The sequence below is a fragment of the Rhizobium sophoriradicis genome, from assembly GCF_003939025.1.
Classification (GTDB): domain Bacteria; phylum Pseudomonadota; class Alphaproteobacteria; order Rhizobiales; family Rhizobiaceae; genus Rhizobium; species Rhizobium sophoriradicis.
The window spans coordinates 73,353-97,369 of record NZ_RQIH01000010.1; the positions used below are offsets into that span (position 1 = coordinate 73,353).

The 24,017-nt window shown below is 63.0% G+C and carries 24 protein-coding genes, 1 tRNA gene and 1 pseudogene; 11 read left to right on the plus strand and 15 right to left on the minus strand.

What is annotated here, in order from left to right:
* Window positions 1-179 precede the first annotated feature (179 nt).
* Genes EFR00_RS17975 through EFR00_RS17985 form a run of 3 tightly spaced genes read right to left on the minus strand, consistent with a single transcriptional unit; the run spans window position 180 to window position 2,339 of the window.
* Entirely contained in the window at window positions 180-578 is a 399-nt protein-coding gene (locus tag EFR00_RS17975) for a Fur family transcriptional regulator (protein WP_010054217.1), read from the minus strand.
* A complete protein-coding gene (znuB, locus tag EFR00_RS17980; protein ID WP_077992903.1) occupies window positions 575-1,390 on the minus strand; it encodes a zinc ABC transporter permease subunit ZnuB in 816 nt (271 codons plus the stop codon). Before znuB ends, EFR00_RS17975 begins: the two co-directional genes overlap by 4 nt.
* On the minus strand, window positions 1,383-2,339 hold the full coding sequence (locus EFR00_RS17985; RefSeq protein ID WP_009993021.1) for an ATP-binding cassette domain-containing protein: 957 nt from the start codon (window positions 2,337-2,339) through the stop codon (window positions 1,383-1,385). The genes znuB and EFR00_RS17985 overlap by 8 nt, the downstream gene beginning before the upstream one ends.
* A 101-nt stretch (window positions 2,340-2,440) precedes the next feature.
* Here EFR00_RS17985 and znuA point away from each other — a divergent pair, with 101 nt between their 5' ends.
* The 3 genes from znuA to EFR00_RS33065 all read left to right on the plus strand — a co-directional run bounded on the left by znuA (window position 2,441) and on the right by EFR00_RS33065 (window position 5,000).
* Window positions 2,441-3,517 (plus strand): zinc ABC transporter substrate-binding protein ZnuA, encoded by a 1,077-nt coding sequence (znuA, locus tag EFR00_RS17990; protein WP_077992905.1) that lies wholly within the window; start codon window positions 2,441-2,443, stop codon window positions 3,515-3,517.
* A gap of 113 nt (window positions 3,518-3,630) precedes the next feature.
* The gene (zigA, locus tag EFR00_RS17995; RefSeq protein ID WP_077992907.1) at window positions 3,631-4,836 is read left to right on the plus strand and encodes a zinc metallochaperone GTPase ZigA; all 1,206 of its coding nucleotides are present in this window, start codon (window positions 3,631-3,633) and stop codon (window positions 4,834-4,836) included.
* On the plus strand, window positions 4,833-5,000 hold the full coding sequence (locus tag EFR00_RS33065; RefSeq protein WP_164519039.1) for a hypothetical protein: 168 nt from the start codon (window positions 4,833-4,835) through the stop codon (window positions 4,998-5,000). The genes zigA and EFR00_RS33065 overlap by 4 nt, the downstream gene beginning before the upstream one ends.
* Before the next feature lie 291 nt (window positions 5,001-5,291).
* Here EFR00_RS33065 and EFR00_RS18000 read toward each other — a convergent pair whose 3' ends face one another.
* Window positions 5,292-5,618 (minus strand): RcnB family protein, encoded by a 327-nt coding sequence (locus EFR00_RS18000; protein ID WP_077992909.1) that lies wholly within the window; start codon window positions 5,616-5,618, stop codon window positions 5,292-5,294.
* A 339-nt stretch (window positions 5,619-5,957) separates the two neighbouring features.
* Here EFR00_RS18000 and chrA (EFR00_RS18005) point away from each other — a divergent pair, with 339 nt between their 5' ends.
* From chrA (EFR00_RS18005) to EFR00_RS18015, 3 genes are all read left to right on the plus strand, one after another.
* The gene (chrA, locus tag EFR00_RS18005; protein WP_077992911.1) at window positions 5,958-7,190 is read left to right on the plus strand and encodes a chromate efflux transporter; all 1,233 of its coding nucleotides are present in this window, start codon (window positions 5,958-5,960) and stop codon (window positions 7,188-7,190) included.
* A 125-nt stretch (window positions 7,191-7,315) separates the two neighbouring features.
* Window positions 7,316-7,699 (plus strand): VOC family protein, encoded by a 384-nt coding sequence (locus tag EFR00_RS18010; protein ID WP_038692638.1) that lies wholly within the window; start codon window positions 7,316-7,318, stop codon window positions 7,697-7,699.
* A gap of 93 nt (window positions 7,700-7,792) precedes the next feature.
* On the plus strand, window positions 7,793-9,124 hold the full coding sequence (locus EFR00_RS18015) for a hemolysin family protein (protein ID WP_038689835.1): 1,332 nt from the start codon (window positions 7,793-7,795) through the stop codon (window positions 9,122-9,124).
* Here EFR00_RS18015 and chrA (EFR00_RS18020) read toward each other — a convergent pair whose 3' ends face one another.
* Together chrA (EFR00_RS18020) and EFR00_RS18025 are read right to left on the minus strand one after the other, a co-directional pair.
* Entirely contained in the window at window positions 9,125-10,546 is a 1,422-nt protein-coding gene (gene chrA / locus EFR00_RS18020) for a chromate efflux transporter (RefSeq protein WP_077992913.1), read from the minus strand. It lies immediately after the preceding gene.
* A gap of 1 nt (window position 10,547) precedes the next feature.
* Window positions 10,548-11,363 carry a chromate resistance protein ChrB domain-containing protein gene (locus EFR00_RS18025; protein ID WP_009994915.1) on the minus strand — a complete coding sequence of 272 codons (816 nt, stop codon included), beginning with the start codon at window positions 11,361-11,363 and terminating at the stop codon, window positions 10,548-10,550.
* Window positions 11,364-11,652: 289 nt separating this feature from the next.
* On the opposite strand from EFR00_RS18025, the gene EFR00_RS18030 reads away from it, so the two are divergent.
* Window positions 11,653-11,976 (plus strand): hypothetical protein, encoded by a 324-nt coding sequence (locus EFR00_RS18030; protein WP_038689841.1) that lies wholly within the window; start codon window positions 11,653-11,655, stop codon window positions 11,974-11,976.
* Between the two features lie 239 nt (window positions 11,977-12,215).
* Here EFR00_RS18030 and EFR00_RS18035 read toward each other — a convergent pair whose 3' ends face one another.
* The 5 genes from EFR00_RS18035 to EFR00_RS18055 form a co-directional block, all read right to left on the minus strand.
* Window positions 12,216-12,518, minus strand: a complete 303-nt coding sequence (locus EFR00_RS18035) for a hypothetical protein (RefSeq protein WP_077992915.1) — start codon at window positions 12,516-12,518, stop codon at window positions 12,216-12,218.
* A 125-nt stretch (window positions 12,519-12,643) separates the two neighbouring features.
* Window positions 12,644-12,719, minus strand: a tRNA-Lys gene (locus EFR00_RS18040).
* 228 nt (window positions 12,720-12,947) lie between these two features.
* Entirely contained in the window at window positions 12,948-13,859 is a 912-nt protein-coding gene (locus EFR00_RS18045) for a PhzF family phenazine biosynthesis protein (protein WP_039620743.1), read from the minus strand.
* Window positions 13,860-13,923: 64 nt separating this feature from the next.
* The gene (locus EFR00_RS18050; RefSeq protein ID WP_077992916.1) at window positions 13,924-14,697 is read right to left on the minus strand and encodes an NUDIX hydrolase; all 774 of its coding nucleotides are present in this window, start codon (window positions 14,695-14,697) and stop codon (window positions 13,924-13,926) included.
* The gene (locus tag EFR00_RS18055; protein ID WP_077992917.1) at window positions 14,694-15,803 is read right to left on the minus strand and encodes an endonuclease/exonuclease/phosphatase family protein; all 1,110 of its coding nucleotides are present in this window, start codon (window positions 15,801-15,803) and stop codon (window positions 14,694-14,696) included. The genes EFR00_RS18050 and EFR00_RS18055 overlap by 4 nt, the downstream gene beginning before the upstream one ends.
* A gap of 189 nt (window positions 15,804-15,992) precedes the next feature.
* On the opposite strand from EFR00_RS18055, the gene EFR00_RS18060 reads away from it, so the two are divergent.
* Entirely contained in the window at window positions 15,993-16,199 is a 207-nt protein-coding gene (locus tag EFR00_RS18060) for a hypothetical protein (protein WP_164519041.1), read from the plus strand.
* 20 nt (window positions 16,200-16,219) lie between these two features.
* Here the strand turns inward: EFR00_RS18060 and EFR00_RS18065 are convergent, their stop codons facing one another.
* From EFR00_RS18065 to EFR00_RS18080, 4 genes and pseudogenes are all read right to left on the minus strand, one after another.
* Entirely contained in the window at window positions 16,220-17,239 is a 1,020-nt protein-coding gene (locus tag EFR00_RS18065) for an ABC transporter ATP-binding protein (RefSeq protein WP_009995099.1), read from the minus strand.
* Entirely contained in the window at window positions 17,227-18,921 is a 1,695-nt protein-coding gene (locus EFR00_RS18070; protein WP_077992918.1) for an ABC transporter permease, read from the minus strand. Before EFR00_RS18070 ends, EFR00_RS18065 begins: the two co-directional genes overlap by 13 nt.
* Window positions 18,922-18,928: 7 nt before the next feature.
* A complete protein-coding gene (locus EFR00_RS18075) occupies window positions 18,929-19,831 on the minus strand; it encodes an extracellular solute-binding protein (protein ID WP_077992919.1) in 903 nt (300 codons plus the stop codon).
* Between the two features lie 148 nt (window positions 19,832-19,979).
* Window positions 19,980-20,746, minus strand: a pseudogene (locus EFR00_RS18080) (alpha/beta fold hydrolase).
* Window positions 20,747-20,938: 192 nt separating this feature from the next.
* On the opposite strand from EFR00_RS18080, the gene EFR00_RS18085 reads away from it, so the two are divergent.
* From EFR00_RS18085 to EFR00_RS18095, 3 genes are all read left to right on the plus strand, one after another.
* The gene (locus EFR00_RS18085) at window positions 20,939-21,409 is read left to right on the plus strand and encodes a MarR family winged helix-turn-helix transcriptional regulator (RefSeq protein WP_009996706.1); all 471 of its coding nucleotides are present in this window, start codon (window positions 20,939-20,941) and stop codon (window positions 21,407-21,409) included.
* A 228-nt stretch (window positions 21,410-21,637) separates the two neighbouring features.
* Window positions 21,638-22,693: an aldo/keto reductase gene (locus EFR00_RS18090; protein WP_009996712.1), complete on the plus strand. Its 1,056-nt coding sequence runs from the start codon at window positions 21,638-21,640 to the stop codon at window positions 22,691-22,693.
* A gap of 156 nt (window positions 22,694-22,849) precedes the next feature.
* On the plus strand, window positions 22,850-23,893 hold the full coding sequence (locus EFR00_RS18095; RefSeq protein ID WP_077992920.1) for a DUF2278 family protein: 1,044 nt from the start codon (window positions 22,850-22,852) through the stop codon (window positions 23,891-23,893).
* Window positions 23,894-24,017: the final 124 nt, after the last annotated feature.

Genomic DNA, 24,017 nt, shown 5'->3' on the forward strand with positions numbered 1-24,017 from the left:
CCTCACCTTTCTTAGGTCATCGCTTGAAGCTAAGCAGGTAAGTCATTCACCGCGCGGACGCGCGGTGGCTGGATTCCTGTGAGGAGCACAGGAATGAGGCTGGAGAGGCGGGCGCTTCCCCACAAATTTTCGGTCAGCGCAATGGGATAACATGCCAAGAATACCTTGGAACAAGTCACTTACGCCGCGCAGGTCTCGCAAAGGCCGCGGATCTCGATCGTCGTCTTCTCCGGCTTGAACTTCTGCCCGCGCACCCAGGCCATCAGCCGGTGGTCGACCTCATGGTCGTGGAACTCCATCACCTGGCCGCAGCTTTCGCAGATGGCGAAGGCGACGATGCCGTGGCTGTGGCAATTCTCGCCGGGATGGGCGCAGGCGACGAAGGAATTGATGCTTTCCAGCCGATGCACGACGCCGTATTCGAGCAGCTTCTCCAACGCCCGGTAGACCTGCAGCGGCGCGCGAAAACCGTGATCGCGCAGCTTGTCGAGGATGGTATAGGCGCTGAGCGGCCCTTCGGCCTTTTCGAGCACGTCGAAGACCAGCGACTGGTTCTTGGTCAATTGCGGTGTCGTCATGAGCCTTGTCCTTGCATGACCGCGCGATGGCGCCTGACGGGAAGCAGGCTGAGAATGAAGAGAATGAGCGCCGTAACCACGATCGAAGGCCCCGACGGCGTGTCATAGGTGAGCGAACCGAACAGCCCGCCGACGACGGCCGCCGCGCCGATCAGCGAGGCTAACACTGCCATGATCTCCGGCGTAAGCGAGAAACGTCGCGCCGCAGCCGCCGGAATGATCAGCAGCGAAGTGATCAGCATGATACCGACGATCTTCATGGCGATGGCAATGACGACGGCCATCAGTAGCATGAAGAGCAGCCGCGCCCGCTCGGGTCTCAGCCCCTCGGCTTCGGCAAGCTCGGCATTGACGGTTGCCGCCAGCAGCGGCCGCCAGAGCCAGGCGAGCGCCGCGAGCACGAACAAGCCGCCGCCCCAGATCAGCGCGATGTCGGTCCTGGAAACGGCGAGGATATCGCCGAACAGAAAGGCGATAAGATCGATCCTGACCCAGCTCATGAAGGCGACCATGACCAGGCCGATCGCCAGCGTTGCATGCGAGAGGATGCCGAGCAGCGCATCGGCCGACAGCGCCTGACGCTTCTGCAGGAAGAGCAGCAGCACCGAAACGAGAGCTGCGACCGCGAAGACGGCGAGCGTCAGGTTGAGTTCGAAGAGCAGCGACAGCGCCACGCCGAGCAACGCCGAATGAGCGATCGTATCGCCAAAATAGGCCATCCGCCGCCAGATGATGAAGCAGCCGAGCGGTCCCGTCGTCAGCGCCAGCCCGACACCGGCAAGGATGGCGCGCACGAAGAAATCGTCAAGCATGGCGGCCCTCCCCGCTGCGGGAATGGGCGTGTTCATGCGCATGATCGTGTGCGTGATGACCATCGCGAGCATGAGCATGCGCGTGCTCATGCCCATCATGTGCGTGCTCATGGGTGCCATGAGCGTGCCCATGCCCATCATGTGCGTGATGGCCGTCCTCGGGATGGCAATGATCCGTCACGGAACCATCGGCATGGCGCACGCGACCGTCCGGCAGATGCGTGTGATCGTGGTGATGGCTGTAGACGGCAAGCGTCTGGGCAGCACGGCTGCCGAACAGGCGGACATATTCCGGGCTGCGGCTGACGGCCTCCGGCGTGCCGCGGCAGCAGACGTGACCGTTGAGGCAGATCACCGTGTCGGTCTCCGCCATGACCACGTGCAGATCGTGCGAGATCAGCAGGATGCCGCAGCCGCTGGCGTTGCGGATCGATTTGATCAGGTCGTAAAGCGCGATTTCGCCGGAGAAATCCACGCCCTGCACCGGCTCGTCGAGCACCAGCAAATCGGGCTTGCGGGCGATCGCCCGCGCCATCAGCGCCCTTTGGAACTCGCCGCCGGAGAGATGCTGCACCTCCGCATCGATCATATGGGCGATGCCGGCAGCTTCGAGGGCTGCCTGCATGTCGCCCTGCGGCAGCGGGCCGGTCAGCGTCATCAGTCGGCGCACCGACAGCGGCAGCGTCCAGTCGATCGAAAGCTTCTGCGGGACATAGCCGACCTTGAGGCCGGCCAGCCGCTCCACCCTGCCCTCGTCAGGCTTCAACACGCCGATCGCTGCCTTGGCGCTCGTCGATTTGCCCGAGCCGTTCGGCCCGATCAGCGTGACGATTTCGCCGCGTGACACGGAAAACTCGACGCCGCGCACCAGCCAGCGGCCGCCGCGCAGGACGCCGACATTCTCGAGCGAGACCAGCGGTTCGCCCTTCTTGTTTGCGGGAGAGAGCATCAAATTTTCCGACAGCGCTGTTGCATCCTGCTATTGCACACGTTATAGCATAACGCAATTGATGTAATAACATAACACTTGCAATTCAAGCGGAGCACCTGATGAAACGCGCCCTGAGGCCTCTGAAAACGTGGGCCTTCAATGTCCCGGCAGTCCTCTCCATTCCGGCTTTGGCGATCCCCGCTTTGCTCTTTGCCGGCACGATCCGGGCGGCCGACGCGCCGGTCGTCGTCACCTCGATCAAGCCAATCCATTCGCTCGTTTCGGCGATCATGCAGGGTGTGGGCGAACCGGAGCTGATCGTCGATGGCAGCGCTTCCCCGCACACCTACAGCCTGAAGCCGTCGAATGCTCGCGCGCTGCAGGAGGCCAAGGTCGTCTTCTGGGTCGGGCCGAACCTGGAAGCATTCCTGGAAAAGCCGCTCGAAGCGCTGGGCTCGAACGCCAGCGTCGTCGAGCTGGAGAATGCGCCGGGGCTGACCAAGCTGCCCTTCCGCGAAGGCGGCGCCTTCGAGGCGCATGATGACGGCGACCATGAAACCGCCGCGGCTGATGACCACGGACATGAAGCCGCCGGCACCGGCCATGACGGTGGCCACGGACATGAGGAAAACCACGCCCATCACGACGATCACGAAGAGCACGAACACGGGCATGGCGCCTTCGATACGCATCTCTGGCTAGACCCGATGAATGCGAAGGCGATGGCCGCCGTGATCACCACGACGCTGGTCGCCGCCGATCCCGCCAATGCCCTGACCTATCAGGCCAATGCCAAGGCACTGGATGACAGGCTGATGGCGCTGGACAAGGAGATTGCTGCGACGGTCGCCCCGGTCAAGGACAAGCCCTTCGTCGTCTTCCATGATGCCTACCAATATTTCGAGCATCGCTACGGCATCCGCGTCGCCGGCTCGATCACCGTCAGCCCGGAAACCATTCCCGGCGCCGAGCGCGTCTCGGAAATCCACCGCAAGGTCGGCGAACTCGGCGCAACCTGCGTCTTTGCCGAACCGCAATTCGAGCCGCGCCTCGTCAATGTCGTCATCGAGGGCACCAGCGCCAGATCCGGCGTGCTCGACCCCGAAGCGGCGACGCTGAAGGCCGGCCCCGATCTCTACTTCACCCTCATGCGCGGCATCGCCGAGAGCATGAAGGCCTGCCTCTCCAGCGCATGATTGCCGTGCAATCTCCTGGAGAGAGCTGAGGCGGAAAGAGGCGGATGACCCCGTTCCGCCTTTTTTCGGTTCAATGCATGTAATGATATAACATTAATATCGATGAGGTTTCCATGGACGACAGACTTCCGGTCACGGTGCTTTCCGGCTTTCTCGGCGCCGGCAAGACGACGCTGCTCAACCACGTGCTCGCCAATCGCGAGGGCCTGCGCGTCGCCGTCATCGTCAACGACATGAGCGAGGTGAATATCGACGCCGCCCTCGTGCGCGACGGCGGCGCCAATCTCTCGCGCACCGAGGAGCAGCTGGTCGAGATGACCAATGGCTGCATCTGCTGCACGCTGCGCGACGACCTTCTGAAGGAGGTTCGCGACCTCGCCAACCAGGACCGCTTCGATTACCTGCTGATCGAATCGACCGGCATTGCCGAGCCGCTGCCCGTCGCCACCACCTTCGAGTTCCGCGACGAGAACGGAGAAAGCCTTTCGGATGTCGCGAGGCTCGACACGATGGTAACGGTGGTCGACGCCGCCAATCTGCTCGCCGACTATGCCTCCGCCGATTTCCTCGCCGATCGCGGCGAAACCGCAGGTGACGGCGACAACAGGACCCTCGTCGACCTGCTGGTCGAGCAGATCGAATTCGCCGATGTCGTGGTGTTGAACAAGATCGGCACGGCAAGCGAGGATGAGCGCGACGCCGCGCGCAAGATCATCATCGGCCTGAACCCCGATGCGAAGCTGATCGAGACGGATTTCGCCAAGGTGGCGCTGAAGGACGTGCTCGGCACCGGCCGCTTCGATATCGACAGGGCCGAGACCCATCCGCTGTGGTACAAGGAGCTGCACGGCTTCAAGGACCATGTGCCGGAGACCGAGGAATACGGCATCCGCTCCTTCGTCTATCGCGAGAAGCGGCCGTTCCATCCGGCCAAGCTCCAGGCCTTTCTCGACAAGACCTGGCACGGCGTGGTGCGCGCCAAAGGCTTCTTCTGGCTGGCGACCCGCCCGCACCATGTCGGCGAGATCAGCCAAGCGGGCGCGATCGTGCGCACCGGCAAGATGGGCCTCTGGTGGGCAGCTGTCCCCCGCCAACAATGGCCGCAGGAGCCAAGCTTCCTCAACGCCCTCGGCCCCCATCTCGATCCGGTTTGGGGCGACCGCCGCCAGGAAATCGTCTTTATCGGCGCCGACCCTATGGACGAAGCCTGGATCAGGAGAGAACTCGACGCCTGCCTTGTCGAAGGCGATGCCTTCACGCCGGAGCGCTGGCGCAACCTGACCGATCCTTTCGCCAGCTGGAACCGGCAGGCCGCATGAAGGCGACGGCGATCAACCGTTACCGCTGCGTCTGCGAGGAATGCGAGCCCTTGCCGCCGGTCGACGGGCTGCATCCGCTGACCTATGAGCGGGAGGCTGAGGTTGCGGCAGAAAGGCCGAAGAGATTGCTCGGGATCATTGCCGAGCGGGTGAAACGCGCATGAATTTGCGCAATTCGCGTACTTCTCTCCTTCTCGCGTCGGCGTTCTGTGGCACCCCCCTCTGCCCTGCCGGGCATCTCCCCCACAGGTGGGAGATCGGCAAAGGGTTGGCTCGCCAATCCCTCTCCACCGTCATGCGGAACACAGGTTCGTCAATGTTTGGGGAAACCATCGCGCCCAGCCGATCTCCCCCTTGTGGGGGAGATGCCCGGCAGGGCAGCGGGGGGTGCCACACGGCATTCCTTCCCTCTCAGAATCTAGGAAAGTCGGCCGAAGCCGCCCCCTCACTGCCGATCAACGGCCGACGATGACATTCGAAATGACACCGTTGGTGATGCCGATCAGCAGGAAATCGCGATCGGCGCGAACCCAGCGATAACCGCGCGGCGGAGGGGCGAGCCGATAGCGGCGGTAGTCGTTGATGTTGGAGAAGCGGCGGCGCTCGCTGGCGTTGACGCGGTATCCTTTCTTCCAATGGGGCCGGACGACCGTTCTTTCAACGATCACCCTCTTCTGCACGACCACGGGCGGGCGGCGGAAATCGTCCGCGCTGGCCTGTGAGACGGCCATCGGCGTGAGAAGGAAGGAAGCGGAAAGAAGAGCTGCAAAGATCTTTTTCATGTGTGGTTCCTCGTGTTGGGCACGGGAGAAAACTAGGCCCGAAAAGATGAACCGAAACTGAAATTTAAATTAAACTTTCGTAATGGAATCCTTGGCCTGCGAGGCGAATATTACATTTTAGGTAAAGCTTATGCATCGACATTGGTGGCCGCCTTCGCCCTTCGAGGCCCAGGCCAAAGGGCGGAGCCTCAAGGACGCGGCGGGTGACGGGACAAAGGCCAACCATCGCGAACGTTAGAATGCCGTCTGCGCCTTGCCGCTCGCGCGGGAGCGTGTAGTTTCGGTCGCGCGTCAATTCAGAGGTAAGCAAGACATGTCCCCTTCCCGGCGGAGGCAACAATGAGCGCTCACAACGATGCCCTAACCGTGGCCGGGCCTGCCGACGGCTCGCCGCTCGAGGTTTTCCGCGTCTTCCTCAAGCTCGGCCTCACCTCCTTCGGCGGGCCGATTGCCCATCTCGGCTATTTCAGGGACGAACTGGTGGCGCGGCGCAAATGGATCGACGAGGCTGCATACGCCGATCTGGTGGCGCTCTGCCAGTTTCTGCCGGGGCCCGCCTCCAGCCAGGTCGGCTTTTCCCTCGGCGTCCTCAGGGGCAACGGCCTTGTCGGCGGGCTTGCGGCCTGGTGCGCCTTCACGCTGCCGTCGGCGCTCATGCTTTTTGCTTTCGCGCTCGGCGCCACCGCCTTCACTGGCCCGCTCGCCGAAGGCCTGCTCCACGGGCTGAAGCTCGTTGCCGTCGCCGTCATCGCACAGGCGATCTGGGGCATGGCGAAAAGCCTGACGCCGGACCGCGAGCGCGCCGGCATTGCGCTGGCGGCGATTGCCATCGTCATCTTCGTCGGCGGATCATTCGGCCAGATGGGCGCGATCGCGCTTGGAGCGGCAGCGGGCCTCTATTTCTGTCGCGCCGATGCGCCGGCGCTTGCCGGCCGTCTCGGCTTTCCCGTATCGCGCCGTGCCGGCGCGATCGCCCTTGTCCTCTTTGCCGCCTTCTTCCTCATCCCGCCGCTTCTCGCCAATGCGACCGGCCATCAGGGGATTGCGCTCTTCGATGCCTTTTACCGCTCGGGTGCGCTGGTGTTCGGGGGCGGCCATGTCGTGCTGCCGCTGCTGCAGGCGGAAGTCGTCGCCCCCGGCTGGGTGACGAACGAATCCTTCCTCGCCGGTTACGGCCTGACGCAGGCGGTGCCGGGCCCGCTCTTCACCTTCGCGGCCTATCTCGGCACCGTCATGGCGCCGGCGCCGAACGGATGGGTGGGCGCCGTCATCGCGCTTGTCGCGATCTTCCTGCCGGGCCTGCTCCTCGTCTACGGCATGCTGCCCTTCTGGGATGGCCTGCGCACCCGCCCGGCGATGCAGGCGGCCATGCGCGGCGCCAACGCCGCCGTCGTCGGCATTCTGGGCGCTGCGCTTTACAGCCCGGTCTGGACGAGCGCCGTGCTTTCGCCGCGGGATTTCGCATTGGCGCTCACCGGCTTTCTGCTGCTCACCGTCTGGAAGGCGCCGCCCTGGATTATCGTCCTGCTGCTGGCGGCAGGTTCGGTCTCCCTCGCCGCGGCCGGCGCATAGCGCCACGATCGGATTCGATTTTCGGAACGATTGGGCGCAGATTTAAAACAGGAGCGTCCGCCGCGCGTCCCGTCGGGCCGCCGCGTGCAGCGCTCCGCGACAGTGGAAACACCATGGAGGAAACCATGCCCGGCATCAGCATGCGTTATATCGTCGACGACGTCGACGCCGCGGTGGAATTCTACACCAGACATCTCGGCTTCTCCGTCGCGCTTCACCCGGCGCCAAGCTTCGCCATCCTCACCAGGGACGGCTTTCGGCTGCTCGTCAGCGGCACGACGGGTCCGGGCGGAGCCTCCCAGACAATGCCGGACGGACGGAAGCCGGAACCCGGCGGATGGAACCGCATCCAAATCGAAGTCGCCGACCTAGAGGCGGAGGTCACGGCACTGCGCCAGGCCGGCGCGCGTTTTCGCAATGAGATCGTGCAGGGCATGGGCGGCAAGCAGATCCTGCTCGATGACCCCGCGGGAAACCCGATCGAGCTGTTCGAAGCGCCGAAAAGATGAGCATAGCGGCATCGCAAGAACGACGGCTGCGCCTTGCCAGCCGTCCCCGAGCGTGTAGTTTCGGACTCGCGTCAATTCAGAGGTAGGCAAAATATGTCCGAATCCGCCGGCGGGCTCTTCGACTATGTCGGGATACTAGCGGTGTTCTTTCTCGTCGCCGCCAACGGCTTCTTCGTGGCTGCCGAATTCGCGCTTGTGTCGGTCAGGCGCAGCCGTGTCGCCGAGCTTGTCGCGGCAGGCCGCATGAACGCCTCCGCCCTCCAGCGCGCCGTCGACAATCTCGACGCCAATCTCGCCGCCACCCAGCTCGGCATCACCATCTCGTCGCTGGCGCTCGGCTGGGTCGGCGAACCGGCGCTCGCCCATCTGATCGAGCCCCTGCTCTCCTGGCTGCCCGAACCATGGGCAGCAACCGGCGCCCATACGGTCGCGATCGTCGTCGCCTTCGTGATCATCACGGCGCTGCATATCGTGCTCGGCGAGCTCGCGCCCAAAAGCCTGGCGCTGCAGCGCAGCGAGGCCACCTCGCTGGCCGTCGTGCGTCCGCTCGAGCTCTTCCTTGTATTGTTCAAGCCGGCGATCTTCACCCTCAACGGCATGGGCAACCTCGTGTTGCGGGCCGTCGGCCTTCGCGCCGGAACCGGAGAATCCTCGTTTCACTCGCCGCAGGAATTGAAATTGCTGGTCGCCGAAAGCCAGGAAGCCGGGCTTTTGAACCCCGTGCAGCAGCAATTGGTCGAGCGGGTATTCAACATCGGCGAGAGACCGGTCTCCGACATCATGACCCCACGTCTCGACATCGAATGGTTCGATGCCGATGACAGCGAGGCGGAGATCCTGAAAACGATCCGCGAATGCAGCCACGAGCAGCTGCTGGTGGCCCGCGGCTCGATCGACGAGCCGATCGGCATGGTGTTGAAAAAGGATCTTCTCGATCAGGTCCTCGACGGCGGCAAGGTCCGGCCGCTGGAGGTGATCAAGCAACCCCTGGTGCTGCACGAGGGCACCAAGGTCGTGCGCGTTATCGACAGCTTCAAGGCGTCGCCCGTGCGCCTCGCCATCGTCATCGACGAATATGGCAGCCTCGAGGGCATCGTCACCCAGACAGACCTGCTGGAAGCTATCGCCGGCGATCTGCCCGGCGCCGACGAGGAACCCGACATTGTCGTTCGGGAGGACGGCTCGCTGCTGATCGACGCGATGATGCCGGCCTTCGACGCCTTCGAACGCCTGGGTCTCAAGGATCGCCCCGACGCGGATTTCCATACGCTCGCCGGCTTCGCGCTGCATCAGCTTCAGCACATCCCCGAAGCCGGCGAGATATTCCTCTTCGACGGCTGGCGCTTCGAGGTGATCGACATGGACGGCATGCGCATCGACAAGATGCTGGCGACGCGTGTTGCCGCCGAGGGGGCAGAGGGGTGATCAGTTCATCGCCAGCGTCCAGACCATTCCGGCGGCGGCGCAGCTGAGCAGTGTCGCGATGACGGAAGCCTTGAACCGGAAGAGCGCGATCGCGGCGGCGGCAGACAGCGCCATTGCCGCCGGCACGGCCGATTGCAGCACGGGGATATCGAGCCGCAGGCCGCCAAGACTGACGACGGCAACCTCGGCAAACAGCGTGTGCAGGCCAAACCAGATGGCGAGGTTGAGAATGACCCCGACCACCGCCGCCGTGATGGCCGACATTGCCGCTGCCAGCGCGATATTGCCGCGCAGTTTTTCGATGAACGGCGCCCCCAGGAAGATCCAGAGAAAGCAGGGCACGAAGGTCACCCATGTCGTCAGAATCGCTGCAAGCGTGGCAGCCAGCATAGGATCCAGCGATCCCGGATCGCGGTAGGCGCCCATGAAGCCGACGAACTGGACCACCATGATCAGCGGTCCCGGCGTCGTTTCGGCCATGCCGAGGCCATCGAGCATTTCGCCCGGCTTCAGCCAGCCGAAGTGCTGCACGGCTTCCTGCGCGACATAGGCAAGGACGGCATAGGCCCCGCCGAAGGTGACGACAGCCATCTTGCTGAAGAACAGGCCGATCTCGGCAAAGACACTGTCCGCCCCGAAGACCGCGTAGACGGCGGCGACCGGAATGAGCCACAGGGCAAGCAGCACCGTCGACATGCGTAAGGACCAGGCGGGATTCGGGCGCGCATGCGCCGGTATGTCCTCGCCCAGCATTGAATCGGCATCCGACAGGACCGGCCCTCTGCCCGCCTTGTGCCCGCCGCCGGTCTTGAAGGCGGCAAGCCCGGCCCGGCCGCCGAAAAAGCCGATGATGCCGGCTGCGAGCACGATCAGCGGGAACGGCACATGAAGAAAGAAGATGGCGACGAAGGCCACTGCCGCGATCGCGATCATGACCTTATTCCTCAAGGCCCTTCCGCCGATACGAATGACGGCCTGCACGACGACGGCGAGCACGGCCGCCTTCAGGCCGAAAAACAGGCCGGCAACGATGCCGACGTTGCCATAGGCGGCATAGATGTAGCTGAGACCGAGGATCGACAGAAACCCCGGCAGCACGAACAATATTCCGGCAACGAGGCCGCCCAGGGTCCGGTGCATCAGCCAGCCGATATAGATGGCGAGCTGCTGCGCCTCGGGGCCGGGAAGCAGCATGCAATAGTTGAGCGCATGCAGGAAACGGTGCTCGCCGATCCATCGCTTCTCGTCGACGATGATCCGGTGCATGACGGCAATCTGACCGGCTGGACCGCCGAAGCTCAGGGCCGCGACCCGCAGCCAGACCTTGAAGGCTTCGCCGAACGAAACGCCGTGATGATGCTCCTCGCTTGCGTGTTTCTCCGCAATTTTTCCGGTCGACGCATTTCCTGTCATCTCGGCCATCTCATGCCCTCTTCTTCGGAGCGGGCCAGTTGTGGGTTTCCTCCGTCGCGTCGCGGCACCAGCGGAAGAAGGCGTCATAGAGAAGCATGCCGGCCTCGAGCTGCTCCAGATCGTCGGAATACATCCTGGACAGGCCGAGAGAAGCGGCAAGCAGACCGGGCGCCTCGGGTGCGAGATCGAGCCTTGCAGTATCGGCGGCCCGGATGATCCGCGCCAGGCGCAGCAGCGGTTCCGACCCCAACCCGAACTCCTCGACCATCACGTCGAATGTGCAGAGCTCACCGCGATGGCTCCAAAACACCTCTTCGATATCGAAGGGTGTTGCCCCGAAGCGCGCGCCGACCTCCAGAACCTCGGTCGTCGGCACGAACAGGAACAAGGCGTTCGGATCGACGAAACGCCGGATCAGCCATGGACAGGCGATGCGGTCGATCTTCGGCCGCGCCCGCGTCACCCAGACCGTGCGTCCCTCGAGGTCGCGGCGCGGCAGCTTTTCCTCCGGTACCGCCAACCCCTCAGCGATCCAGGATTCGAAACCGCCTTGAAGGCTCTCTGCGTCGATTCCGGCATGGCGAAGATAAGCGGCCACACCATGGCTGAGCTTGCCGCCCCTCTGGCAGACCACGACGACGGCATCGGCCTCGACGCTGCCTGCCCAGGAGGCGACATCGGCATGGCTGCGCCGGATCGAGCCCGGCACCAGCCGCGGATCGAGCGCAAAGTCCTCTTCAGTGCGGACATCGATGATACAAGGCGCAGCCGGGGTTCCGATGAGCCGGCTGAGTTTGTCGGGAGAAATTTCGAGCAATGACGGCATGACGCGTCCTCCGTTAATCGGCTTGCTGGACGCGATTCTTCAGCATGGCGCCTCGTGGGGTGATCGCGACCCCATGACAAAATCATGCGCAAAGAGACCCACCCATGTCAAGCGCTCGGCCCGCCAGGCGGCGGTGCGCTGGCAGCGCCCACCGACCGCGCCGCAGATTTGAGCGCCGATTCTGGCAGGCTGCAGGCGGAAATCCCTGATATTGCTCGCCTCGCGGCCCCAGAATGGAACAAAATGCTCTTTGCTCCATTTCTTTGTCACCGCAAGAGGAGAAAGTACCATGACGTACGACCCCAATAATGCCAACGACCCGAACCGCCCGCTGAATCCGAATCCGAATCCGAATCTGGATCTGCGCACGACCCCGACCGCGCGCACCAGCAATACGTGGGTTGTCTGGGTTGCTGCATTGGCCGTGATCGCTGTTGCTGCATTCGCCTATTCGCAGTGGAGCAGCACCCCCGGCACCTCCCCGGACACGACAGCCTCCACGACCCAATCCGAGCCAGCGCCGGCCACGCCGATCGCTCCGACCGACAACAGCGCAACGCCCGCACCGGCACCAGCCCCGGCCACGCCGCCGGCTGCCCCTGCCCAGCAGTAAGCGCAGCGTCGCAGAAAGAAGCCGGCCCAATGCCGGCTTCTTTCCGCGGCGGGGCCTTGAACGTCGCCACGCAAGTCCTATCTAAGGACCATAGAGTTTGTCTCTGACGGTTGACCACGGATGTACTGGCAGCCGTTGTCGAGACAGATCGAGAAGGTCGGTGCGAGTTTCGCCCGGCCTTTTTTCTTGCCCTATCGGTCTGCGCGCAACGCATACCTTCTGGTGCCCGCATTTCGATCTTATTTGGGGATCCTGTTGTAGAAGGATTGGGGATCGTACACGCACTCATAGTCGAGAAGGCACATTTTGCCGTCCGCATCCCTGACCGCTGCCGTGTCGTATTTGTCACCCAGATTGCACCTGGCCGGCGGATAACGGAAGCTGCGCCCGCCGATCCCCATGCGCACGAAGACCTTCTTGTTCTGACGGATGATCTGCGCGAGCTCGCGGCAGCTGTGATCGCCCGCTCTGACCTCCATTGCGCCTGCGGCAAAGGCCGGCAGCGGCAATGATAGAGCGACGGCAAAAACGACGATTCTCATGACCCCTCCGCTTGGTAAAGAAAGATAAGGCGCGCGTAACCCGCCGCTGCCAGTCCTAAGCATGCGGCCCACTTCGGCGCAAGACCCCGCTCCGGCCTCTAATATGTCAATCTTAACAAGAGATTTGGTGGGTGATGTAGGGCTCGAACCTACGACCCGCTGATTAAGAGTCAGCTGCTCTACCAACTGAGCTAATCACCCGTTCGCGCTTGGCTGCGCGGTGTGACGGGGCGTATAAACAGGATCGGCAGGCTTGTCCAGCGCATCGGCGAAAATTCTTTGGTTAATCTCAAAGATTTTTCCGCATGGCCGAAATGCAGCGCATAATCTGAAAGCCGGCGCCGATCTTCGGAAAGGATTATGCGCAGATTCAAAGTGATAAAGCCTCCGCAGCGCGTCCTGCCGGACGCAGCGTGCGCTCTCATGAAATCAAAGGTCGAGGGTGCCGCTCGCCAGCCGCACCGCCTGGCCGCCGATCCGCGCGTTGGAAATCGCCCCGCCGTCGACATCGATATGCAAGTGGATGAAAGAGGGGCGGCCCATCTCGACGCCCTGTTCGATCATGATCGGGTGGTGCCCATCCGTCAGCCGATCGAAATGGCGGATAGCGCCGGAGAGTGCGGCTGCCGCCGCGCCGGTGGCCGGGTCTTCGACGATGCCCATGCCGCTGGCGAACATGCGTGCATGGAACTTCGCCACGTGGTTGACGCCGCCGCGACAATAGACATAGGCCGAGGCCAGCGCGCCATCGACGAAGGGCACGATCTTTTCCCAGAGCTGCGGATCGAATTCCACCCGTTGCGCCGTGCCGACATCGTGCACTGGAATGAGCAGGAACGGAACCCCGGCGCTCCAGAGCGAAGGAACGTGGTTTTCAAAGCCGATCTCGGTGACCTTCAATGATAAAGCGTCGGCGATGCCGAGCTTGTCGAGCGGCATGACGGCCTGCTGCGATTTGCGCGGCAGGTCGAATTCGGCAAAGCTCGCCTCGCCCTCCCTCAGCCGCACGGCGCAACGCACCGGCCCGACATTTTCCTCGAGCACGGTAACGAGATCGACCGCCGCGGCACCATGTGCCCGTTCGGCCAGCGCGATCGCCGTGCCGACCGTCGGATGGCCGGCAAAGGGCAGTTCGCGGCCAGGTGTGAAGATCCGGAGCTTCGCCGCATAGGCTGGATTGGTCGAAGGCTGCACGAAAACCGTCTCCGAGAGATTGATCTCCCGGGTGATCGCCTGCATCGCCTCGTCGCTGAGATCGTCTCCGTCGAAGACCACCGCCAGCGGATTACCGGCAAGTTTTCGATCGGTGAACACGTCATAGACGCTGTAGCTTCGCGCCACATCGGCCTCCCTGAATCGTCATCGCGCCGTCAACCTGCCCGACCAAACGGTCGAGTGCAAGGCGCTAACGCCGGTTACCCTTTCCGAAATACCAGTCGATGACGGGCAGCATGGCGACGTTATAGGGATGGGCGGCGGGATCGGCCGAACGGATCGCCGCCGCACCTGCGATTTCCTTGTCCTCGGCGACCAGCATGTGGGCCTCGATCCGCTTCACCATCTCGTCCGCCGTCAGGTCGAAGCGGAAGAGCCTGAGCAGCGTCACCGTGCGCCTGGCATGGCTGGCAAAGAGCCCTTCCCCCGCGACCGCGTCGGCCAGGTCCAGTCCGGTCTCCTCGTGAACTTCGCGGCGCATATTGGCCTCGACGTCGCAGCGCCCATCGACGACATCCTCCGGTTCCAGCGAGCCGGCCGCGAAATAGACCTGGCCGGGATTGGCGGTATGCGCGCCCATGCGGATCGCCACGAGCGCGCCGTCCGAGCTTTCGAGCACGGGATAGGCGAAGATGTGCAGGCCGCCCTGGCGCTGCGGCTGCCGGCGCCACCACATGAAGGCGGAAAATGGAGTGACGTAGCCCTCGCCCGCAATCCCCTCTTGGCTGAATGACAGCCGCTGTTGGAACACCAGGCGGCCGTCGAACAGCGCCGGGTTGGCGGCGGTTTCCTTCGCCCAGTTTTCACGGATCGCCGCTTCCTCGGCGGTGACGAAGGGATGGGTGCCGGGCAGCACACGCAGGTCGACGCCGGCGATCGGGAAAACCGTCGCTTCCGGCGGCCAGCCCGCGAAATCATCGGAAATATCGCCGGTCGGAAATTTCATATTCAAATTCGTTTTCATGGGAGATCCAGTGTCATGACGACGGGGCAGTGATCGGATGCTTTCGGCCGGTCCCAGCCGGTGCGTGGATATCGCTCCACCTCCTGGCCTGGCGGAAAGACCGTGCGGTAGGGTTGGCCGTTGCGGATGATATCAGGCAGGCGGCCGCTATTATGGGCGGCAAGTGCCGGCGAAAGCCAGATATAATCGAGCTGGCAAAGGTGCTGCTCCTGCGGTCCGCGCGTGTGATAGAGCGTCCAGCGGTCAAGCGGCTGGCGGCGGCGCACGACGTTTTCGGCGAAGCCGTCATGACTGAACACGTCGAGCGCGCTTTCGGCCTCTGGTTGATGCTCGAAACGATAACCGGCGCCGCGCCGGCCGACAACGTCGACGCGCTCCTGATAGTCGTTCATATCACCGCAGATGGCGAAGCTCTTCTTGGCGGTGCGGCCGGCGCCGAACCTGTTCTCGATGATGCGGCGCACGGCGCGCGCCTCGGCGCGACGGACCGGCAGTGTCGATTGCCGCCCGTCCAACCCGTCGCGAGGATTGCCCATCGATTTGAAATGCACGACATAAAGCGAGAGCGGCCGGCCGCCGATCAGAAGATCGAGCTCCAGGCAATCGCGCTTGAAGATCTTGTCGTCGATGCGATTAGTGAGCGCCAGGTCCTCATCGAAGAGATCGAAGTCGCGATAGGTCGTCATCGCATGACTTCTGATATCCTTGACTTCGATCTTCTGGCCGTCGCGCGTTTCCTCGCGCATCAGCACGGCCACGTCGATGCCGCGGCTGTCATTGCCCTCGACCAGGAATTTCTGTCTGTAGCCGTTTCCGACCATGCGAAAGAGATAGCCGTATTCGAAGGCCTGCAGGGCGGCCATATTGTCGATTTCCTGCAGGCAGAGAATATCGGCATCCGCATCGGCGATGGCGAGCGCCGTCATCTGCCTGGTGTCATCGGTGGCGGCAATCACCCGGGCCTGCTCGAGCTGCTGGTAGACGCCCTCGCTGTTCACCTCGAAAAGCTTGATGACGCGGTCCTGTCGCAGCTGGTTGCGGAAGCCGGTGAAATCGAACCGGGTCATCAGGTTTTCGACGTTGAAGGTGGCGAGACGAAGCGACATGGCAAGGGTCCGGTTGCGGGCAGTACCTTAACCAGCAATTGCCACAGGGAAAGTGGCGGTGCCAAGAAAGTTGCGAATAACCGCCCGCTTGCAGCCCGGACGCAGCGAGCTGTGGCACCAGTTAGAGCAGTCATGTAATGTCTTCTATATTGTTTATGAATTTCTGGATGTTCTGGATCCGCGAAAATCATGACCCACAAACAGAAAGAGATCCTGGAAGCGCTGGCGTGGATGTGCGAGCAATACCTCAGCCGAGGCAATGGCCTTCTAGACCACGAGGCGATGCATGCCGACGAGCTAGCGATCGAAGTCCCTGCCTCCTGCGGCTTCGTTGAATCGGATATTCAAGGTGACAGGTGGACTGAAAAAGGATTGCTTCTTCTTGAAGGTTCGTAAGGCTTTCAACTCCTAGCTCATCAAAGCCGCCAGCCCGCACGGATGACGGCGCGCACGGTCTCGCCGGCCTCGACGGCCACGCGGCTGTAGGCGCGCAATATCTGGCCGTTGCCGAGGGTGAGCTTCACGGCGTAACGCTCGCCCTCGAACAGCACGGATTCGACGATTGCCGGAGCCCCCTCGCCGCCGATGATCACATCCTCCGACCGAACAAGGATATCGGCGCCATCGGTGTTGGCCGCCTGGAGCGCATCCTGCAGTTCATCCCATTCCAGATGGCGTTCGCCGCCCATGACAGGCAGTGTCAGGATCGCGCCGCGTCCGATCAGGCCGCCGACGATGCGGCCCTCCGGCCGGGCATAGATCTCGGCCGGCGGCGCCACCTGCAGCAGGCGGCCTTCCGACATCACGGCGACGTCGGTCGCGAGCGCCATCGCCTCACTCTGGTCGTGGGTCACGTAGATCATCGTCGCGCCCGAGCGCTGGTGAAACTCGCGGAAGGTTTCTTCCATCTCCTGTTTCAGGTGCCGGTCGAGATTGGCGAGCGGCTCGTCGAGGAGGACGACGTCGGGCGATGTCACCAGGCAGCGGGCGAGCGCCACGCGCTGGCGCTGGCCGCCGGAGAGATCGGCTGGCCGCCGGCCGGCATAATCGGCAAGCCGGACGGTGGAAAGCGCCTCGCCGACCTTCGCCCGATACGCCTTGCCGGAGACGCCGCGCACCTTCAGGGGATAGCCGACATTGTCGGCGACGCTCATATGCGGCCAGAGCGCATAGGACTGGAAGACCATCGCCATGTTCCGCTTCTCGGGCGGCAGCGATTGCGCTGCATCGGCAAGCAGCCGTTCGCCGAGATGGATCGAGCCGTCGGAGGGCGTCTCGAAACCGGCGATCATCCGGAGAACCGTGGTCTTGCCGCAGCCGGAAGGCCCGAGCAGCGCCAGGAAGCCGCCCTCGCGCACATCGAGCGAGAAATCGCTGACGGCCGCGCGCCCGGTGCCGAAATCCTTGGCCACCCGGTTGAGGATCAGTTTCGCCATGGGACCACCCCTTTCGGCAGGTGTTTCGCCAGGAGTTCCAAAAGCAGCATCATGACGACGACCATGAGGACGACGAGCACCGACAGTGCCGAGGCAAGGTCGGAGCTGCCGCTGTCGTCGAGATTATAGATGGCGACGCCGAGCGTCTGGGTGCCGGCCGACCAGAGCAGCGCGGAAATCGTCAGCTCGTTGCAGGCGATCAGGAAGACGAGGATGACGGAAGCGCCGGCGGCGGGCGCAATCAGCGGCACGATGATATCGGAAAGCCGCCGAAAGAAACCGGCGCCGGAAAGACGTGCTGCCTCCTCCAGCGCCGGATCGAGCTGGTGGAAAGCGCTGACCACCGGCTTCAGGCTAACGGCGAAGAAGGAGGAGAAATAGGCGATGAGAATGATCCAGATCGTGCCGTAGAGCGAGATGTGGAGGAAGGGGATGGGCGCGGCGAAGACCAGGATGAAGGCGACCGCCATGACGATGCCGGGCAGCGAATAAGGTATCTCGATCAGGCTGGCGACGAGGCGGGACGCCGCATCCTTGCGCCGCGTCAGCATATAGGCCGCAAGCACGGTCACCACCAGGAGACACATGGCGGTGGCGCCGGCAAGCGAGATCGAGTTGACGAAAGCCGTGCGCGTCACCGCCTGCCGGAACAGGATCTCCTGGAAGGCATGCAGCGACATGGTCTTGAAGGTGAGCGGCACGCCGTAGGCGGGAACCAGCGCGCCGGCGACGAGCGCGAAGAAGGGTGCGGCGAGCATGAAGAACAGGATTGCCCAGAGGAGCGGCGTGAAGGCGAACCGCCAGGCGCCGAGCTCGAAGGCGGCGCTGGCGCCCGACAGCCCGATGACGCGGTAATCGCGGCCTCTGAGCGCCCGGTCCTGGATCATCAAGCCCGCCACCGAGATCATCGCGATGATCGCCGAGAGCACGGCGACATCGCCGAAGGTGCGGCTGGTGAAGGCGGAAAACTTGGTGAAGATCAGTGTCGGCAGCGTGAAGATCGAGGCGGGAATGCCGAGAATGGCGGGAATGCCGAAATTTCCGGTGCAGGAGACGAAGGAGATCGCAGCACCTGCGATAATGCCGGGCAGCGACAGAGGCAGGATGATGTCGCGGAAGACTCGAAAGCTGGAGGCGCCGGAAAGCCGTGCGGCCTCGACGCCGTCACGCGGCAGCGTCATCAGCCCGGCCCTGAGCGCGAGATAGACGAGCGGCGCATGCTGGACGCCATAGAGCAGCGCGATGCCGCCGACCGAATAGAGCGGCTGCGGCGAGCCGAGCGGCGGAGCGATGGCGAGCGCCGTCAGCAGCGGGCTCGACGGCCCCGACATCTGCACCCAGGCAAGGGCCGTCACCTGCGGCGGGATCATCATCGGAAGCACGAAGAAGAAGCTGAGCAGCCCTTTGCAGCGGATGTCGGTCAGCGTCAGCAGGAAGGCGAAAAGGCAGCCGATGAGAAGTGAGAGGATCGTGCCGAGAACGGAGGTGACGACGGTGTAATAGGTGGCCTGCCAGAGCGCCGGGTCGGCGAGCACATCGGTGACACCGCCGCTGGCGAAGCCCGCGATCCCTGCTATGGCAAGGCGGGCGAGCGGCAGCACGCTAAGGATGAGCACGGTAATGACGATAAAGGGAAACAGCCAGGCGGGCTGGCTGTTTCCTGCTCTGACATAGCCTGGCATGAAGAGATCAGTTCGAGCCGTAGATGCCCGAGAAGGTCTTCAGATCCTGATCGGTATTCTTCAGGGCTTCTGCGGCATTGACCGGCAGGACCTTGATGGTCTCGCGCGCCGGGAAGCCTTCCGGCACCTTCATGCCGTTGCGTGCCGGGATGTAGCCGAGCTTGAGGAAGCCTTCCTGGCCCTTTTCGGAGAGCACGTAATCAACGAACTTCTTGGCGGCCTCGGCATTCTTGCTGCTGGCGAGGATGCCGACCGGCTCGGTGACGGCAGAAACGCCTTCGCTCGGGAAGACGAATTCGACCGGAGCACCCTTGGCCTTCTCGCGGATCGGCAGGTAGTCGACGACCACGCCGTAAGCCTTCTCGCCCGAGGCGACCGACTTCAGGACGGCGCCATTGCCGCCGGCGGCGATCGCGCCGTTCGCCTGAAGCGACTTGTAGAAGTCCCAGCCGAGGCCGGGAACGGCGGCAAGCGTCTGGGCATGGATGAGGGCCGCACCCGAAGCAAGCGGGCTCGGCATGGTGACGAGACCCTTGGCTTCCGGCTTGGTCAGATCCTTCCAGCTCGCCGGCTTCATGCCGGCTTCGTATTGGGCGGCTTCCGGCGACTTGTAGGCGAGCAGCTTGCCCTCTTCCTTCAGGCGCTCCAGCGTCACCATGTCGGCGATCAGGAGAAGGTCGGCGACCGGGTTGCCGGCCTGAATCTCGGCCTGCAGCTTGGCGATGATCTTCGGCGTGCCGTCGCGCACCCAGTCGACCTTGATATCGGGATTGGCGGCCATGAAGCCATCGACCGTCGCCTGCGCGTCTTCGTTCGGCTGGCTGGTGTAGAGAACGAGGTTTGCGGCCGAAGCCGGAATGGCAAAGAGGCTCGCGGCGAGAAGGGCTGCGGCGGAAACGATTGTTTTCATAGGGAGGGGTCCTCGGAATTGCGTCACCCCTCCCTTATTAGGGGTCGTTGACAGAGATGTGACAGGCCATCGCAGGTCAAAAATCGCCGCCTTGCCGCCGGTGCAGCAAGGCCACGGCGCTTGCGCGCCATGGCCCTTTGAACGAACTCTACTTCGCCGCTTCCTCGATGAGTTCTGCCACCTTCTGCGGTTGCGACACCATCACGACGTGGGAGGCGCCATCGACGACGACGGTTCGCTTGGACCCTGCCCGCTCGGCCATGAAGCCAAGGGCTGCAGCCGGGATATTCTTGTCGCCGGTGCCGTAGACGAACCACGACGGCAGCTTCTTCCAGGCCGGCTCACCGGATTTGTCAGTCAGCGCGGTCTCGGTGACCGGGCGTTGGCCAGCCGCCATCAGGGCCGCTTGTTCGGCCGGCACGTCGCTGGCGAACTGATCATGGAACTTCGCCTGGTCGATATAGAGATCGACACCGCCGCCGCTGAGTTTCACCGGCGCCGCCAGCGCCCCGCTCAGCGTGCCGCCCGGAAACTTGCCGGCGAGATCGGCAACTGATTCCCCGGCCTCCGGCGCGAAGGCCGCGACATAGACCAGCGACTTGACGTTGTCGTGGCCGTTGGCCGCGGTCGAAATGACCTGGCCGCCATAGGAATGGCCGACGAGAACCACGGGGCCGGCGATGCTGTCGACGACGTCGGAGACATAGCAGCATCATTGGCAACGCTGCGCAGCGGATTGGCGGCCGCCACGACCGGGAAGCCGTCCTTGCGCAAGATTTCGACGACACCGTTCCAGCTGGACGAATCGGCAAAGGCGCCATGGACGAGAACGACGGTTGGCTTGGCCGGCTGAGCAACGGCAGCACCGGAGAAGAGAGCGCCCGCCAGGGCGACGGCAGCAGCAAACTTGAACATTGGTCATTTCCTTTCGTCGGTTGGAAGTCACAGGAGCCGAAGCGGGGTTGCCGTGCTTTTCGGCTCTTAAGTTCGTTATTTTATTTGTAAGCGATTTCTTTGTACACGATTTATTTAGATCATCCGTTCCGCCGCGTCAATAGCTTGCAAACAGATCGCGCACAAATTATATTGAAATCAGAGGAGAGCGTGATGAAAAACACCACATCGAATGATCTCGCCGACGTGCCCAAGATCGATGAAATGCTTTGCTTTTCGATCTATTCAGCCGGCCACGCCTTCAACCAGCTTTACCGCCCGCTGCTCGACGAATTGGATCTAACCTATCCGCAGTTCCTCGTCATGACCGCCTTGTGGGCGCGTGACGACCGCACGGTGAAGGATCTCGGCGAGACGCTTTTCCTCGATTCCAGCACCCTCACCCCGCTGCTGAAGCGGCTGGAAAATGTCGGTCTCGTCACCCGCAACCGAAATCCTGCCGACGAACGCCAGGTGCTCTTGCGCCTGACGAGAGAGGGACAGGCCCTGAAAAGCCGCGCCACCCACGTGTACGACTGCATCGGCAAAGCCGTCGGCCTCGATGCCGTGACCGTCGGCAAGATTCGGGACACGGTAGCTTCGATCCGCGACACCATTCACAACAGGGATAAGGACGAGGCCTGACCCTGGCAGGCACACTGCGTCACTGGCGAACGATTTTCTTCGACAAGCCGTTGGCATGTTGTACGATCCGTCAGCTGCCGCCCCTGCGATCGGCCATGGCCGCAACCCGGCGCGAAGATGCCGGCACCCGCTATCTTGCCTGAGCCTCACGCAGGCGTGAACGCGCCGCCATTGCCATTCGGCCATGCTGAGGTACGTCAATCCTGTTTTGATGAAGGAGGAATTTCAATGGAATATCGTCTGCTCGGCCGCTCCGGCCTAAAAATTTCGACATTGACCATGGGCACGATGACCTTCGGCGGCGTCGGCTGGGCGAAGATGGTTGGCGATCTCGGCGCCTCCGAGGCGAAAAAGATGATCGATATGTGTATTGATGCCGGCATCAATCTGATCGACACCGCCAACGTCTATTCGTCAGGCGAATGCGAAAACATCATCGGCGAGGCGCTCGCCGGCAAGCGGCCGCAGGGCGTGTTGCTCGCCACCAAGGCCCGCTTCGGCATGGGCGACGGCCCGAACGATCGCGGCCTCTCGCGCTACCATCTGATCCGCGAATGCGAGGCGAGCCTGAAGCGCCTGAAGACCGATGTCATCGATCTCTACCAGGTGCATGAATGGGACGGCCAGACGCCGCTCGAAGAGACGATGGAAGCGCTCGACACCCTCATCAAGCAAGGCAAGGTGCGTTATGTCGGCTGCTCGAACTATTCCGGCTGGCACATCATGAAGGCGCTGGGCATCGCCAAAGAGCACAGCTATCAGCGCTTCGTCAGCCAGCAGATCCACTATACGCTCGAATCCCGCGACGCCGAATACGAGCTGCTGCCGATCTCGATCGACCAGGGCCTCGGCGTCTTGGTCTGGAGCCCGCTGGCCGGCGGCCTGCTTTCCGGCAAGCACCGCCGCAACCAGGCTGCCCCCGAGGGGACCCGCCAGTTCGCCGGCTGGACCGAGCCGCCGATCCGCGATGAAAACCGTCTCTGGAACATCGTCGAGACGCTGGTCGCGATTGGTGACGAGCGCGGCGTCTCGGCCGCGCAAGTGGCGCTTGCCTGGCTGATCGGCCGCAAGGCGGTGACCTCGGTCATCATCGGCGGGCGCACCGAGGCCCAGTTCCGCGACAATATCGCCGCCGCCGAGCTGAAGCTCACCGATGACGAGCGCAAGCGCCTTGACGCCGTCAGCCTGCCGCCGATCCTCTATCCCTATTGGCACCAGTTGAACACGGCAAGCGACCGGTTGAGCGAAGCCGATCTCGAACTCTTCGGCTCGCATCTAAATTAAAGAGTGAGAGCATGATGTCGTCCGAAAACCGCTCACACTTTTCGGCATCATGCTCTAGCAATAGCGGCTGAGACATTGCACGGCGGAGGGTACGCGTCACAAAAGATGCACTTTATCAGTGCTAGCATGAGATCCCGCCACCGCAGCGAGGTTCTCATGCTGAAGAATTACAAGGTCCTGAAGGGTACGGCGAGCGCGCTCGCTCTCGATGACGACAACGATCCACATATCGAGATCCGCATCGAGGCGGACGGCGTCAGCTATCGCATCGCGCTCAACGTCCGCTCTAAGATGTCGCCGCACGACCTGCTCTACGCCAATATCGTCGATTTCAAGCATCCGACGCTGACGGAGGCGCTCGAAGCCCTGCCGATGGGCCTGACCGACATTCGCAAAGACCATCCGGAGCTTGCGATCGACTATGTCCGCGGTGGCCTGATCGAGCGCGAGGATATGGATGTCGCGCCCTTCCAGCTCTCCGGCCCGAAGAACGATCTGAGGGAATTCATCGAGCCGATCGTCGAGGAAGGCATCGCCGATCCCGACATCCATTTCTATGCCTTCGGCGAAGCATGGGGGCCGGAGCACGGCAAGCCCGATCAATATTTCGATTTCGAGCCGGGCAACGGCATCCACGACATCCACATGAACCAGGGTGACGGCGGCAGCTTCAAGGCCACCAACGGTCCGAACCAGGACGGGGCGCTGCTCGTCCATTTCACCGATACCGACGAATGGGCGGCAATCTTCCTCTGCTTCCAGTCGCAGAACTGGAACACCGATGCTGAGTCCGGCAATCCCGTCTTCGAAAACCGTGGTGGCCAGGGCCGCGGCGAAGGCACGCGCCGGCCGCAGCCGGTCGTCGCCTCGTCGCTGCGCATCATCGCCGCCTTGATCAACCCGGTGAATGGCGAAGGCGGCACCGAGGCCGAAACGGTGACGCTGATCAACCGCTCCGACATGTCGGTATCGCTCGACGGCTGGAAGCTGGAGGACGAAAACGGCCGGACGCAGACGCTGTCGGGAACGCTTGCGGCGGGCGAGATCCGCACCATCGCGATCGACGCCGCAGCCGGCGGCCCGCAGCTCGCCAACCGCGGCGGCGATATCATCCTGCGCAACACCGACGGAGCGGTGGCCGACCGGGTCGGCTACGGCAAGAGCGAGACCGCCAACGAGGGCTGGACGACGATTTTTTGATTTGGCGCTCTGGTCAGCTGTTTTGCTAAAAGCATGGCAATGGAAGGATAAACTGCTTACCCCTTCCCTCTGAGAGAAGAGGGCGGAAGCACTTCCCTCTCCTCCCTTGTATCTGCACGTTAGT